Annotated in this window: 15 protein-coding genes; 11 read left to right on the top strand and 4 right to left on the bottom strand. The window is 58.3% G+C overall.

All coding sequences use genetic code 11. The features are described 5' to 3' along the window. Window positions 1-253 precede the first annotated feature (253 nt). The 3 genes from IH944_01150 to IH944_01160 all read left to right on the top strand — a co-directional run bounded on the left by IH944_01150 (window position 254) and on the right by IH944_01160 (window position 3,568). The gene (locus IH944_01150; GenBank protein ID MCH7903154.1) at window positions 254-1,393 is read left to right on the top strand and encodes a Fic family protein; all 1,140 of its coding nucleotides are present in this window, start codon (window positions 254-256) and stop codon (window positions 1,391-1,393) included. A gap of 232 nt (window positions 1,394-1,625) precedes the next feature. Beyond that, window positions 1,626-2,369 carry a mechanosensitive ion channel gene (locus IH944_01155; GenBank protein ID MCH7903155.1) on the top strand — a complete coding sequence of 248 codons (744 nt, stop codon included), beginning with the start codon at window positions 1,626-1,628 and terminating at the stop codon, window positions 2,367-2,369. A gap of 560 nt (window positions 2,370-2,929) precedes the next feature. Further along, a complete protein-coding gene (locus IH944_01160; GenBank protein ID MCH7903156.1) occupies window positions 2,930-3,568 on the top strand; it encodes a 2OG-Fe dioxygenase family protein in 639 nt (212 codons plus the stop codon). Window positions 3,569-3,604: 36 nt separating this feature from the next. Here IH944_01160 and IH944_01165 read toward each other — a convergent pair whose 3' ends face one another. The 3 genes from IH944_01165 to IH944_01175 all read right to left on the bottom strand — a co-directional run bounded on the left by IH944_01165 (window position 3,605) and on the right by IH944_01175 (window position 6,545). Continuing rightward, window positions 3,605-4,522 (bottom strand): homoserine kinase, encoded by a 918-nt coding sequence (locus IH944_01165; GenBank protein ID MCH7903157.1) that lies wholly within the window; start codon window positions 4,520-4,522, stop codon window positions 3,605-3,607. 254 nt (window positions 4,523-4,776) lie between these two features. Further along, entirely contained in the window at window positions 4,777-5,517 is a 741-nt protein-coding gene (locus tag IH944_01170) for an ankyrin repeat domain-containing protein (protein ID MCH7903158.1), read from the bottom strand. Window positions 5,518-5,660: 143 nt separating this feature from the next. Continuing rightward, the gene (locus IH944_01175) at window positions 5,661-6,545 is read right to left on the bottom strand and encodes an ankyrin repeat domain-containing protein (protein MCH7903159.1); all 885 of its coding nucleotides are present in this window, start codon (window positions 6,543-6,545) and stop codon (window positions 5,661-5,663) included. Window positions 6,546-6,851: 306 nt separating this feature from the next. Between IH944_01175 and IH944_01180 the strand changes: the two genes are divergently transcribed. Further along, the gene (locus IH944_01180; GenBank protein ID MCH7903160.1) at window positions 6,852-7,073 is read left to right on the top strand and encodes a hypothetical protein; all 222 of its coding nucleotides are present in this window, start codon (window positions 6,852-6,854) and stop codon (window positions 7,071-7,073) included. Here IH944_01180 and IH944_01185 read toward each other — a convergent pair. Further along, window positions 7,055-7,474, bottom strand: coding sequence for a hypothetical protein (locus IH944_01185; GenBank protein MCH7903161.1), 420 nt, complete (start codon window positions 7,472-7,474; stop codon window positions 7,055-7,057). The two genes, IH944_01180 and IH944_01185, sit on opposite strands and share 19 nt — an antisense overlap. Window positions 7,475-8,030: 556 nt before the next feature. Between IH944_01185 and IH944_01190 the strand changes: the two genes are divergently transcribed. From IH944_01190 to IH944_01220, 7 genes are read left to right on the top strand one after another with little or no spacing between them, the layout of a single operon-like run. Beyond that, a complete protein-coding gene (locus tag IH944_01190) occupies window positions 8,031-8,969 on the top strand; it encodes a hypothetical protein (GenBank protein ID MCH7903162.1) in 939 nt (312 codons plus the stop codon). Window positions 8,970-8,972: 3 nt separating this feature from the next. Next, entirely contained in the window at window positions 8,973-9,410 is a 438-nt protein-coding gene (locus tag IH944_01195) for a hypothetical protein (GenBank protein ID MCH7903163.1), read from the top strand. 19 nt (window positions 9,411-9,429) lie between these two features. Further along, window positions 9,430-10,374, top strand: a complete 945-nt coding sequence (locus tag IH944_01200; GenBank protein MCH7903164.1) for a Mu-like prophage major head subunit gpT family protein — start codon at window positions 9,430-9,432, stop codon at window positions 10,372-10,374. Further along, the gene (locus IH944_01205) at window positions 10,367-10,600 is read left to right on the top strand and encodes a hypothetical protein (GenBank protein MCH7903165.1); all 234 of its coding nucleotides are present in this window, start codon (window positions 10,367-10,369) and stop codon (window positions 10,598-10,600) included. The genes IH944_01200 and IH944_01205 overlap by 8 nt, the downstream gene beginning before the upstream one ends. A 4-nt stretch (window positions 10,601-10,604) precedes the next feature. Further along, the gene (locus IH944_01210) at window positions 10,605-10,883 is read left to right on the top strand and encodes a hypothetical protein (protein ID MCH7903166.1); all 279 of its coding nucleotides are present in this window, start codon (window positions 10,605-10,607) and stop codon (window positions 10,881-10,883) included. Further along, window positions 10,880-11,296, top strand: a complete 417-nt coding sequence (locus IH944_01215; GenBank protein MCH7903167.1) for a hypothetical protein — start codon at window positions 10,880-10,882, stop codon at window positions 11,294-11,296. Before IH944_01210 ends, IH944_01215 begins: the two co-directional genes overlap by 4 nt. Further along, window positions 11,293-11,595 carry a hypothetical protein gene (locus IH944_01220; protein ID MCH7903168.1) on the top strand — a complete coding sequence of 101 codons (303 nt, stop codon included), beginning with the start codon at window positions 11,293-11,295 and terminating at the stop codon, window positions 11,593-11,595. The genes IH944_01215 and IH944_01220 overlap by 4 nt, the downstream gene beginning before the upstream one ends. The last annotated feature ends 174 nt before the right edge of the window (window positions 11,596-11,769 follow it).

Consider the following 11,769-nt stretch of genomic DNA (forward strand, 5'->3'; position numbering starts at 1 on the left):
CCTGTCCACCTGGAACCGGGACATGCTGCTCGCCTCGCTTCTCAGGGCAACCCTCGGTCGGGGGCCAGAGAGCAATCGCGCTCGTGGCCCGGTAGATTCGAGCATAGCGTATGAGACCGCCTCCGATCGACGGAACAGGATCAAATCCACATATGCGCCCGATATGTACGTTCCAGCAGACCTAAATCGACACGAGGGTCGAATATGTACGAATGAGCCACCTTTAATCGACATATTCTGATAACATGTACACATGGCGGATGAGCCATCACGGTCGGCGAAGCCAGAGCGACACGGGCTGTCAACGGAAGTCTCCTTCGACCGAGAGACTCCCAATAACAGCCTGCCTGAGCTGCCACCAAGAGTCAGCGTAGAAACCCCCAGGACACTGAAAAAAGCCATCGCTGTCAATGCTGCGCTTGGGGAGTTCAAGGGTGTCGAGAGCATCCTGCAAAACTCGGCGATCACCCTGTTGCGCGCGATTGTTGTTCAGGAGGCGAAGCACAGCTCTGAGATCGAGAACATCGTGACAACGAACGATGAGCTGTATCGCGTCATCGACGACGAACGGGCCACAGACCCGTTTGCGAAGGAAGTTATCGGATACTCAAACGCACTATGGTACGGCTACGAAGAGCTGTGCAACGGACGGCCGCTAAGCACGACGCTCTTCACAGAGATTGCGAGTGTCATTCGGCGCACGCAGGTAGATGTTCGAAAGATGCCAGGAACGAAATTGACGAATCCGAGTACTGGTGAAACGACGTACACGCCACCTGATGGTGAGGCTCTCATACGAAGCTTGCTAAAAAACCTCTGCGATTTCATAGCAGCGGACGACGACATAGACCCGCTGATCAAGATGGCGGTCGTGCACTACCAGTTCGAAGCGATCCACCCGTTCCGCGATGGCAACGGAAGGACAGGGCGCATATTGAGCATCCTGTTATTGGTCGAGAAGGGATTGACAAAGCTCCCTGTTCTATACATCAGCAGATTCATCATTCGCAACAAGAGCGAATACTATCGCTTGTTGCGCGCAGTCACCGAAGAAGGAAACTGGGAGGATTGGATCGTGTTCATGCTCGACGTCGTTGAAAAGACGGTGGCTGACGCGACCCGCGTTATGAGGGAAATCCAACAGGCGACCGACGATTGCAAGGCCAAGGTTCAAAGCCTGATGTCGATCCGAACTCCTAATGAACTTGTCGATCTGATCTTCGAGCAGCCGGTGACTAGGATCAGGTACGTGACCCGCCGCGGACTTGCGAAGAGACAGACTGCCTCACATTACTTGCAAGAACTAGAGAGAATCGGGGTCATGGAGTCGCGAAAGGTCGGTCGCGACGTGCTGTACATCAACCGCCGATTAATGGACATCTTGACAGAATAGAGCTTGCGGCAAGGGGCAGACTCCACGCTATGCTCAACTAGCCAAATGGGCAATCGCACGGGCTGACAACGCAAGCATCGCAGGGAACTTCGCGCTGGCGCATTCTCTGATCGGGGCGGGTTCGCCTTTGGTGTTCACCACTGGCCGACGACTTGCACGGTCTTCGGGAGATTGGCAGGTGTTGCAAGCGCCATCGAGAGCTTTGGCCGGGCACACGCGGTAAATTGGGCGCGTGGCTGTTAACACCGTGACGATGCCCGAACTCCTTTACGCGCTCTTAGCCCTGGTCCTGCCCATCGGAGTCGGACTGTTGGCGGTCGGCTGGCTGAAACGCGCGGCGCGGCTCGCGGCCGACCGCCTGGGCCTCGAGGCCGCGGACACCGTCGCCCACACCATTCGCGGCCCCATCAAGACAGCCTCCTGGCTCTTGGGCGTCTACCTCGCCACGACCTACGTTCGAGAGTTCGAACTCGGTTGGGCGCGTAGCACGGACTGGGACGCCGTCGACCGCTGGATTATGGCTGCCGCGATACTGCTTGCCTTCCATCTCGGATACCGCGTGTTGTTCCAGGCGATCCGGGCCGCAGCGCTGCGCGCGGGCCGCGACCGTTCCGACGTCGCCCTCATACGAAAGGTGCTGGGAGCGCTCTTTGTAGTTATGGCAGCGTTGACGGTGCTTGGCCAACTGGGTGTGAGCATCGGGCCGGTGCTGGCGTCGCTTGGAGTCGCCGGCCTGGCCGTGGCGCTGGCGCTGAAGGACACGCTGGCAAACTACTTCGCCGGAATCACTTTAGCGATAGACAAACCGTTCACAGTTGGTGATTTTATTCAGCTCGACGGAGGACATGAAGGCCGTGTGGAAGCGATCGGCTGGAGGACCACTCGGCTGCTGTCGAAGGACGGGGCGACCATTACTGTTCCAAACGTTAAACTGACCACTTCCGTCGTCGTCAAGCCGAGCGCGCACGACGAATAGACCAGCGGAAGCTGGATCCGATTGCAACTGCCTCTCTCTTCTGGCGCCCAGGAGATCGATCTTGTAGAAGTTCCACACTTGGACGAGTCAGCAATGGGCCAAGGGTATCGGCCTTTTACAGACCTCGAGGTTGCCGAAAAGGTGATCGTGTCGGTCCTTCCGGGCTCGGTTCGCTCCCTCGCCTGACCGTCAACCGCGAATTCTGGTAACCTTGTAGCCTGAGTACGGGATCGAAGGGAAGAGCGCGTGAAGGTCGCCTAGGCCATACGAGTATCGATCGGCTTCAGGCCGGGCCCGAGAACTGAGGAAGTCAGGCCCCTCCCTCCCGACAGGCGGCGACCTCTTCTGTCGCAGCCACCTCTCGACTCGCTCGGCGGTCAGCGCAAGAAGCAGCAGGGTGAAGATGCGGGGCAACCCGTCATCCCCTATGGGATCATATGGTACATGAGTTAAACATTTCTATCGAACATTCTCCGCGCAAAGACCTTATAGATAAGGGCTATGCCTGCTTCAACGGATCGGATCTAACTATTCCATCCCACCTACTGCGAGAGCTCGACTTGTTTTGCTCAGCTTTCGAAACCCTGCCACAGGACCCGTACTGCGAGAACGGCAACAGGTACCGCAGACATTCGCGTTACGTTCTGCTGCCTTGGCTGGGACTGCTGGAGCCGCGACCCATATCACAGTATTACCAGGATCGCGAGCTGAACTCGATGGACGGGGGCATGGCCCGCACGTTCGACAGGCTGGACGACGCGATGGAGGCCAACGAGTTCTTTCGCGAGCTGATCCTCTTCGACTTCCACCACACTACGTTTCCCGAGGCGGTCCGGTCGATGCCGATGGACGTCGGCATCCACGCGATCCGATACGTTGCGCGGCAAGGCCTGCCGGGAATCTCCTCTCCGGCAGGGCTCCACAAAGATGGCGAGCCGTACACCTTCATCCACCTGATCGGGCGCCACGGCGTGACGGGCGGCGAAAGCCTTGTGGCCGACAACGACAAGCGATCCCTGGCGAGAACGTCGCTCGCAGATCGCCTGGACACGGTCGTCGTTTCGGACGAAGACGTCTACCATGCTGTGACGCCGGTCGAAGTTGCTCCGGGTGAGACCGAGGGGTACCGCGACGTCCTGTTGATCGACTTTACGCCGTTGCATCCTGCGATCCTCAAAGCACCGAGAGTGCCCGCCTAAACTCGCAAGCCAGCACCGCGACGAGCCGACTTTACCCTAGCCGAAAACCACCTCTGTAAACTTCGCTTTCGGGATGGTGTGCGCGTCTTCTGCCAGACGCACCATTCGCTGATGGTGGTTCGCCCTTTCCGCAGTCGGCGTGTCGATGTTGAACCTTCGGAAGCGCCAGAAAGAGGTCGCCGTTGCGGCGTACTCGACGAAGGTTTGCAAGGCTTCTCTCTCCTCATCGTTCATGCGCTGGACTTGTTGGTATCCGTCTACTAGGGCTCTTGCTCTGTGCAGGTCGATGGTCGTTCCATCGGCGCAGAGCCCCACGATCCCCATACCGACGTCGAACACCTTGTAGTAGCAGCAAGCCTCTTCAAAGTCGATAACAGCCTTAAGGTCTTCGTCTTCGAACAGGACGTTATCGTAGAACATATCGCCATGTATCAATCCTTTTGGCAGGCCTGAGGGGATGTTGCTTTCAAGATGAGCGAGTTCGTTAGACAGCCATGTCTCATACTCTGGATTGATCTTGCGGCCTATGACTTGTGAGAACGCCTGCCGACCGTAGGCGTGTTCGTCGGGCATGTAGTCGGGGGAAGGAACCTTGTGCAACCGGGCCATGGCCGCGCCAACCTGCGACACCATCTTCGCATCGAGGTCCATGACGACCTGCCCGTCGATGTACTCCTTCACCATCACGGGCTTGTCCCCGAACATCGTTGCCAGGGCTCCCTCTCTCGTCTGCAAGATGCGCGTCGTCGGGAACCCGTGATCTGCGAGCAGCTGCAGAAGCTTTCCGACCTTGTCCACTTCGGCCAGTGACTTCTCGTCAAAGACGGTCAGCACGTACTCGCCCTCGCGCGCATGGAGCGCGAAACTCGAGTTCGCGCCACCGTCGAAGGGCTCGACTTCGACCTCCGTCAGCGCGTAGTCGCCCGCTATCGCGTGAACGTCATCTTGTTGCATGGTGCGCTACTAGGCATTCTTGAAGATACTATAGGCTGGCCGCTCTTGCTCAGGCACAGGAACATACCCGATTAAAGGCACGTCACGGTTGAGTGACCGACTCATCGCATCCCTCCACACTCGCAGTGTGGAGCGGTTCTATCGACCTAGCGCTTGTCGAATCACTGCTGTTGCGCACGGGCATCGTAACAACAGTGGCACAGGGGAACGGACACCGCATGAGTGGACAGAGATTCCGCGGTCCGCAACTTCGACTACTGAGACTCTCCTTCGTTCAACAGATCGATGATGCTCTCTTGCGCCTCGACTTCATCTTCGTCGCCAGCCGTTATGCGGACTGCATAGTCCAAAGCAGTTTCTCCAGCGTTGTCCACTGCCTCGATGTTCGCCCCTTCGCTTACCAGCAACGAAACCATCGGTAAACTCAACAAGTACACAGCGTTGTGTAAAGCTGTTTGCCCGTCATTCGCTTGCGCGTCAATGTCTGCACCGGCATCGAGTAGCAGTTTCGCGACGGCAGTAGAATCGGTCATCCCCAGGGCCATCACACCGTGCTTCTGCGCTATGTTTGGATCTGCGCCGTGTTCTAGGAGTAGCTTTACCAGGACGATGCTGCCCTTAAATGCGGCAGAGATAATCGGCAGCGACTCGGATGAACCGTTTGGGTCTGCGCCTTCTGATAGAAGGAACTCCACGATCTCAACGTTTTCCTTAATTACAGCGAACGCTAGAGGAGATCTTTCGCCATCGTCGTAGATGTCGTTTATGTCCTTGCCGATCTCCGCGAAAACGCGCCGCACTTCGTCGATGTCGTCTGAACGCACAGCACTCATCAGCCGCGTGCTGTCACTTTCTCGAGCACCATTGCTGACTTGACCATCGTTCTGTGTCTGTGAATCGGAGCGGTCGGATCCGCAGGAAGCCATCAAGATCGCAGCAAGCAGACACGCACCGTAAATCCACGCTCCAGCCTTGCCCTCACTTCGCCTTCTCATCTCATTGGATTTCATCGCAGTTTTTCTCCTGCCGCACTACAGTGTACAACAACCGTGAAACGCCGGAACAGCACCCCATACGTGGACTGAGAGTCCACGATCCGGGATGCGGACTAAGAGTCCGCGCTCCGTAACGAGCTCCACTATTGCGAATCTAGTTGATTCAACAGTTCGATGATGCTCTCTTGCGATTCGGCTCTAGCTTCGTCCCTGGCAACAGCCTTAGCTGCGTAATCGAGAGCGGACTCTCCGTAGACGTCGATTGCCTCGATGTTCGCCCCTTCGCTAACAAGGAACGATACGATCGGTAGATTCAACTGGCTTGCAGCTATGTGCAGAACCGTTCGCCCGTCATTTGCTTGCGTATCGATGTTCGCCCCCTCGCTAACGAGGAACGACACCATCGGCAGAAGCAACTCGATTGCAGCTACGTGCAGAGCCGTATGGCCGTCATCAGCCTGCGCATCTATGTCTGCTCCGGCATCGACCAGCAACCTTGCAACGACCGTTGACGTGGTCATCCCCAGCGCCGTAGCGCCATACACTTCCATCTTCGAGTTTGGATCTGCTCCGCGTTCTAAAAGCAGGGTTACCAGGACGATGTTGTCCATAAAGGCGGCGTAAACAATCGGCGGCGATCTGGATGGACCATTTACGTCAGCACCTTCCGACAGAAAGAACTCTACCATCTCGATGTTTTCAAAAAGTACGGCAAACGCTAACGGAGACTCTTCGCCTTCATCGTAGATGTCGTTTATGTCCTTGCCGATCTCCGCGAAGACGCGCCGCACTTCGTCGATGTCGTCTGAACGGACAGCTCTTTTCAGCCGGAAGCTGTCAGTCAATTGGTCGTCGCTGCTTGCTTGGGTTTCGCTCTTGACTTGATCATCGTTCTTTGCCTGCGTTCCTGATCCGTCCGAACTACAGGAAGAAAATAGAAAGGCAGCAAGCATGATTGGCAGGCTCGCACGCCAGTTCCTCGCTCTTGCCTTGCCCTCGCCTCGCCCTCTCATCTCATTGGATTTCATCGCAGTTTTTCTCCTGCCTCACTACAGTGTACAACAACCGTGAAACGCCGGAACAGCGCCCCATACGCGGACTGAGAGTCCACGATCCGGGATGCGGACTAAGAGTCCGCGCTCCGTAACGAGCTCCATGCCTCAGGACGGGTTAGCGAACGTTCAACGATAGCCACTGCATACGTCCTGAGGCTTTCTGAATTGCCAAGTGCACGAATCTAAAGCCTCCGGACGTGGCTTGTTGCTGGCAGTTTCATGCAAAGAGCCCGTCCTGAGGCATGAAGGGCGACAAGCAATGTAGCCGCATGCTTTAGCTTGCGCGGCCCGCAACATCCCCGGACGCGACCTGAAGGACGCGGCTACATCGAACACGCGACTTCCCCGCTCGAGCTCGGCTACCTGACCTCGGTCGAGGCGGACGACGGCGAGCTGTTCGGCACGGTCGCACTCAGCGCAGAGGCGAACGATCTGACCGAGGGAACATGTGAGCTTGCCCGGCCACCCGACCGAATTCTCCTTCATGCAGGCGAGAAATAACCCATCCGCGTCAAAACCTCTGCGGTCAGAAACCATGTGGCGTAATAGACAGCGAAGAAAGGGGCATACAAGCTCAGACCAAAGAGAGACTTTGCAGACTCCCGAACTCCTCTGCTCTGGAAAAAGTATGCCGGCACAATGACAGGTCCCAGCAGCACAATCCACAACTTGTATACCGCCGAAAGGTAAAAGCCTCTCGCTAAACTGTCGTAGATGCACCACGCCAAAACACCGCCGCAGATTGTCATGGAGGATGCGATGTAAATGAGCAGGGCAAGACCCGGTTCGTAATAGAACATGACCTCTGCCACCGTTGGCAAGACGAACAGGATCAAAGAGCCGCCGTAAACATACCAACGGCGCTTTTCGTAACGCTGCTTCTCTGTCCGTCCGAGAGTCATCGGGAGAGTGGCCCCACAACTTGTTCTCCCGCATTATGACGGAATGCCTCCTGCTTTGGGGTGGGGAAGTGCGCTTGGCGGGCGGGTGGGCGGTCTGTGTGACCGCTAGCCCGTGTGGCAGGGTTGTTCAGCAAGACACATCGAACGAAGTCCTTTCCAAGCCCGACGGGTGGCATGGTTGTCCTAATGTCTGTGTAGGGCAGCCATGATCGTATTGCCAGGCTGGTTTAGGTTCAAATGAACCTGCGGGAGGGGTGCGCGGGGCTTGTGGGCGTGGACTAAGAGTCCACGATCCGGGATGCGGACTAAGAGTCCGCGCTCCGTAACGAGCTCCGGTCGCGGCTTGGGAGGGCGAGCGTCCTCGCGAGCCGCGCTAGTCACAAACCTCCATCCCCCAACCCTCCTTTTCTTCGTCAAGCCCAGGACAGGCTCGCTCAGGACAGGCTTCTTCCTCCTCCCGCGCACAAACATCGCAGCAAGAGGAAGGGGGCTCAGACCTATCACGGTTGCCAAACGCACCACAGCAGACCGGAAGCAAGTGCATCAGGAGGTGCAATTGAGAAAGAAACATCCCGGCCGTGGGCCGGACATGGCGCTGCTGCGGCAGGCCGCTCTCATCGGGCCCGGTTACAAGGGCCAGCGCGAAGAGGCGAGCCGCGAGCAGCGAACGGAGCTGGCGGGGGCGTTCTCCGATCAGGGGATCGCGCCGCCCAGCTATCTTGTACACGACACGACGTGGATCGACCGGCGCGCCAAGCTGTTCGAGGCGGGCGACTACCCCGACAAGGGGATCACCGTCGACCCGGAGCATCTGAGCGGACTGGCGCAGGGGTTCGACCTGCCGGTGCCGCTGCTGATCGAACACGCGACTTCCCCGCTCGAGCTCGGCTACCTGACGTCGGTCGAGGCGGACGGCGACGAGCTGTTCGGCACAGTCACCCTCAGCGCAGAGGCGAACGAGCTGATCGAGAAGTCCGGCGCACAGTCGCTGTCGCTCGGGCTCTCTCCAGAGCTGGACGTGATCCGCGAGGTCAGCTTGGTCAAGAAGCCGCGCATCGGATCTGCTCGGCTGTTCAACGAGGACGGCTACACGTTCTTCGGCTCAATCGTCGAGGAAGAGATCGACTGGCGGGCGAAGTACGAAAGCACGACAGCGCAGCACAGCAAGCAACGCGCGGCAGACCAAGTTGGGCAGTTCATCGCGGACGGCAAACTCCTGCCAGCGCAGGCAAAGTTTGCCGAAGCGTTGTTGCAGCGCGACGACACCGTTCTATTCGATGGAGAAACAGTCGCGATCAACGAACTGGTCAAAGGACTGATCGAAAGCGGCCCGCAACACAACCTGTTCAAGGAGCTTGCGCCGAACCCGACCAGCGACCAAGAGCAACACGACCTACCACCCGCGGAGGCGCAGTTCTACGCCCAGCACTTTCCAGGGCTCAGTCTCAGCGAAATCGCCAAGAGACGTGAGCCGCTCAACAGCAAACAGAGATAACATATGGCAGCATTAACAAAAGCATTCGAAGCGTATGAGCGACCGGGATTGATCGTCTCGTACGCACTCAGCAACGTCAAGGTTTACAAGGGAGCGATCGTCGCGGTGAACGCTACCGGCCACCTCGTCGCCGCAGACCACGCCACCGCAAGCTTGAGCCTTGTCGGCGTTGCGGCAGAAACGGTCGACAACAGCGCGGGCTCGCCGGGCGACAAGCGGCTCAACGTAACGAAGTCCGGTTCGTTCGTGATGAAGGCCAACGGCTTCACACCGGCGCAGGCCGATATCGGCGTCGCGGTTTACGCCAATACCGACTGGGAGGTTCAGGTCTCGACCGTTGGACTCACGAACATTTACCAGGCTGGCACGATCATCGCGATCGAAACGACCTCGGAGGGCTCGGCGGGCGTTCGCGTTCGCATCGACAACCACACCGTCTAGCGCAGACAAGGAGAATTGAATGGCATTAACAAGAAGTGACATCCCCGACCTTCTGCTACCCGGTCTGAAGACAGAGTTTGAGCTGGCTTACAGATCCGAGCAGGAGGACAGCGTCGCAGAGAAGATCGCGACCATCATCAACACGACCCAACCGATCCAGAAGTACGCGTGGCTCGGCGCAACGCCGCCGATGCGCGAGTTCGTGGACGAGCGGCGACCAACCGGCTTGGCCGCGTTCGCGATCTCGATCGAAGACAAGGTGTACGAGTCGACGATCGCCGTGGACAGGAAGGCTATCGAAGACGACCAGCTGGACTTGATAAGACTAAGAGTGCGCGATCTGGCTTCGCGAGTCAGCTCGCACCGACACCAGATCACCGTCGAGGCGCTGCTCAAAGGCGACGTCGACTTCGGGTACGACGGCGTCGAGTTCTTCGGCGCGACCCACCCCGGACCGAGCGGAACGACGATCTCGAATCTAGACTCCAACGTTCTGAACGGTACGAACCTCTCGTCGGCGATCAAGTCGATGATGGTCGTGCCGGACGACAGCGGAACCCCGCTCGGCATGGTCCCCGATACGCTCGTCGTCGGCCCGAACCTCATGTGGACGGCGATCGAGCTGGCAGAGAGCCCGGTCGTGGTCTACCAGGGCAACACGACCGACACCGCGCCATCGACCGATTACACGAACGCATTTCGCGGTCGGCTGCGCGTGATCGTCAGCCCGTACATCGCCGGTGCGAAGGAAGGCTCGTGGTTCCTGCTCGACACCAAGCGACCGATCAAGGGCGTGATTCTGCAACAGCGATCGGACGTGCCGGTGGACTTCACCGCGCTCGAGGGGAACAGCGGCTCCGAGTCGGCGTTCATCCGCGACCTGTTCCTTTACGGAGTGCGCGCGCGATACAACGTGGGCTACGGACTTTGGCAGGCGGCGCACGCAGGAAACATCGGTGCTTAGCCTCCTCGGTCTGCTCGGGATCGGCGGGTTCTTCGGCGGCGCGCTGGCTCTGTACTTTCAGGGTCAGCGGATCTCTCGGCGGATCACGGAGTTGCGTGTGAAGTTCGAGCAGGCGCTGAAGACGCCGGCGAATGCGGACTTCCCTGCCCTCGTCGAAGAGTTCAAGGAGTTCGAGAGGGACACGAAGAAGTTCTTCGCCAACTTCCGCAAGGTGATCGGGAGGTAGCCGCTTGGAAGACTGGCAACAGATCGTTGCGTTAGTGAGCGGTCTGGCCGCATCAGCGTTCGCGCTGGTGCGGCTGATCCTCAATCAGCAGAAGGTCATCACCGAGCGGTTCGTCAGCTTTCTTGAGGCGAGCTTGCGGCGGCAGGAAGAGACGATCGCGGGGTTTCGATCTTCTATTGATAATTTGAGTACGGGAGTTAATGAGAACACGCAGGTCGTGCGCCGGCTGGCAGAGCACGCGCAGATAACGTTTGCGTCAAGGAGCAATCAGGAATGGGATTGAGTATCACACAGGCAGAGATCAAGGAGAAGGCGGGGATCACCGTCGCCGACTACGACGCCCAGATTACGAATCTGATCGACGAATGGACGCCGGTTATTGAATTTGCGATCGAGGATCAGTTTCTTGCTGACACCGGGAACGTCGGTTTGCAGGCGACTCTTAATCTGGGCGCGCGGGAGCTGATCGCCGGTGAGTTTCTGGCGCAGCTGTTGCGCTCCCCTGGCGCGGCAGATGAAGTGCGGCTGGGCTCAACTGTTGTTAAGCCTGCTTATTGGCGTCTCGCCGATCCGCATGGGCTGAAGTCGCAGGGCTTGCTTCGGCTTGGCGTCTTCTTGAAGCCCGATACGCATTTGGCTGGGACTGTCGGGGTTGTCTCGGGCGGCGACCGTCCGAAGTTCGAGGTCGGCCAGTGACGGTCGCGCAGCGGCGTGTTCGGGGAGCTGTTGCTCTGCGCGGTGACGCTTATACGGTTGGGGTTGATAGTCGTGTCGGCGTATTTTCCGTGTTGGCTATGGCTGATGCCGAGGGGTATCTGACCGCCGCTGAGATTGGGGCCGCCTCCTTGCCCCTGTACGCGGCGTACGTGGCGTTCGACGACGCGACAGTGGTGACCGATATGGTGGTCTGGAACGGCCTCTCGCTGACAGTGAAGCGCGTGATCGAACTGCGCTCACGGGACGTGACTGTAGCGAAGTTGCTGGTTTTGGTTTGACTGTGCTAGCGGTTACGGGAGGTATATCCTCGCTTCCGCGACGGATGTTCTCGCTCGGGAATTGTTCGCTCATTCTTCTGCGGTAACGTCCGCCGCTTGAGCGAAGCTCAGCCATTCCTCGGCCAGCACTCTCCTTTCCCGAGCAACAACACCCCATTTCCCTCCCCTGGATGC

The sequence above is a fragment of the Armatimonadota bacterium genome, assembly GCA_022563855.1.
In the GTDB taxonomy this organism is placed as follows: Bacteria; Armatimonadota; Fimbriimonadia; order Fimbriimonadales; family Fimbriimonadaceae; genus JADFMN01.

What these genes read in the sequence shown, in the direction of transcription:
- IH944_01150 (MCH7903154.1), top strand. Translation starts at nt 254, where the DNA reads ATGGCGGATGAGCCATCACGGTCGGCGAAGCCAGAGCGACACGGGCTG.
- IH944_01195 (MCH7903163.1), top strand. Translation starts at nt 8,973, where the DNA reads ATGGCAGCATTAACAAAAGCATTCGAAGCGTATGAGCGACCGGGATTG.
- IH944_01185 (MCH7903161.1), bottom strand. Translation starts at nt 7,474, where the DNA reads ATGACTCTCGGACGGACAGAGAAGCAGCGTTACGAAAAGCGCCGTTGG.
- IH944_01165 (MCH7903157.1), bottom strand. Translation starts at nt 4,522, where the DNA reads ATGCAACAAGATGACGTTCACGCGATAGCGGGCGACTACGCGCTGACG.
- IH944_01170 (MCH7903158.1), bottom strand. Translation starts at nt 5,517, where the DNA reads ATGAGAAGGCGAAGTGAGGGCAAGGCTGGAGCGTGGATTTACGGTGCG.
- IH944_01200 (MCH7903164.1), top strand. Translation starts at nt 9,430, where the DNA reads ATGGCATTAACAAGAAGTGACATCCCCGACCTTCTGCTACCCGGTCTG.
- IH944_01175 (MCH7903159.1), bottom strand. Translation starts at nt 6,545, where the DNA reads ATGAAATCCAATGAGATGAGAGGGCGAGGCGAGGGCAAGGCAAGAGCG.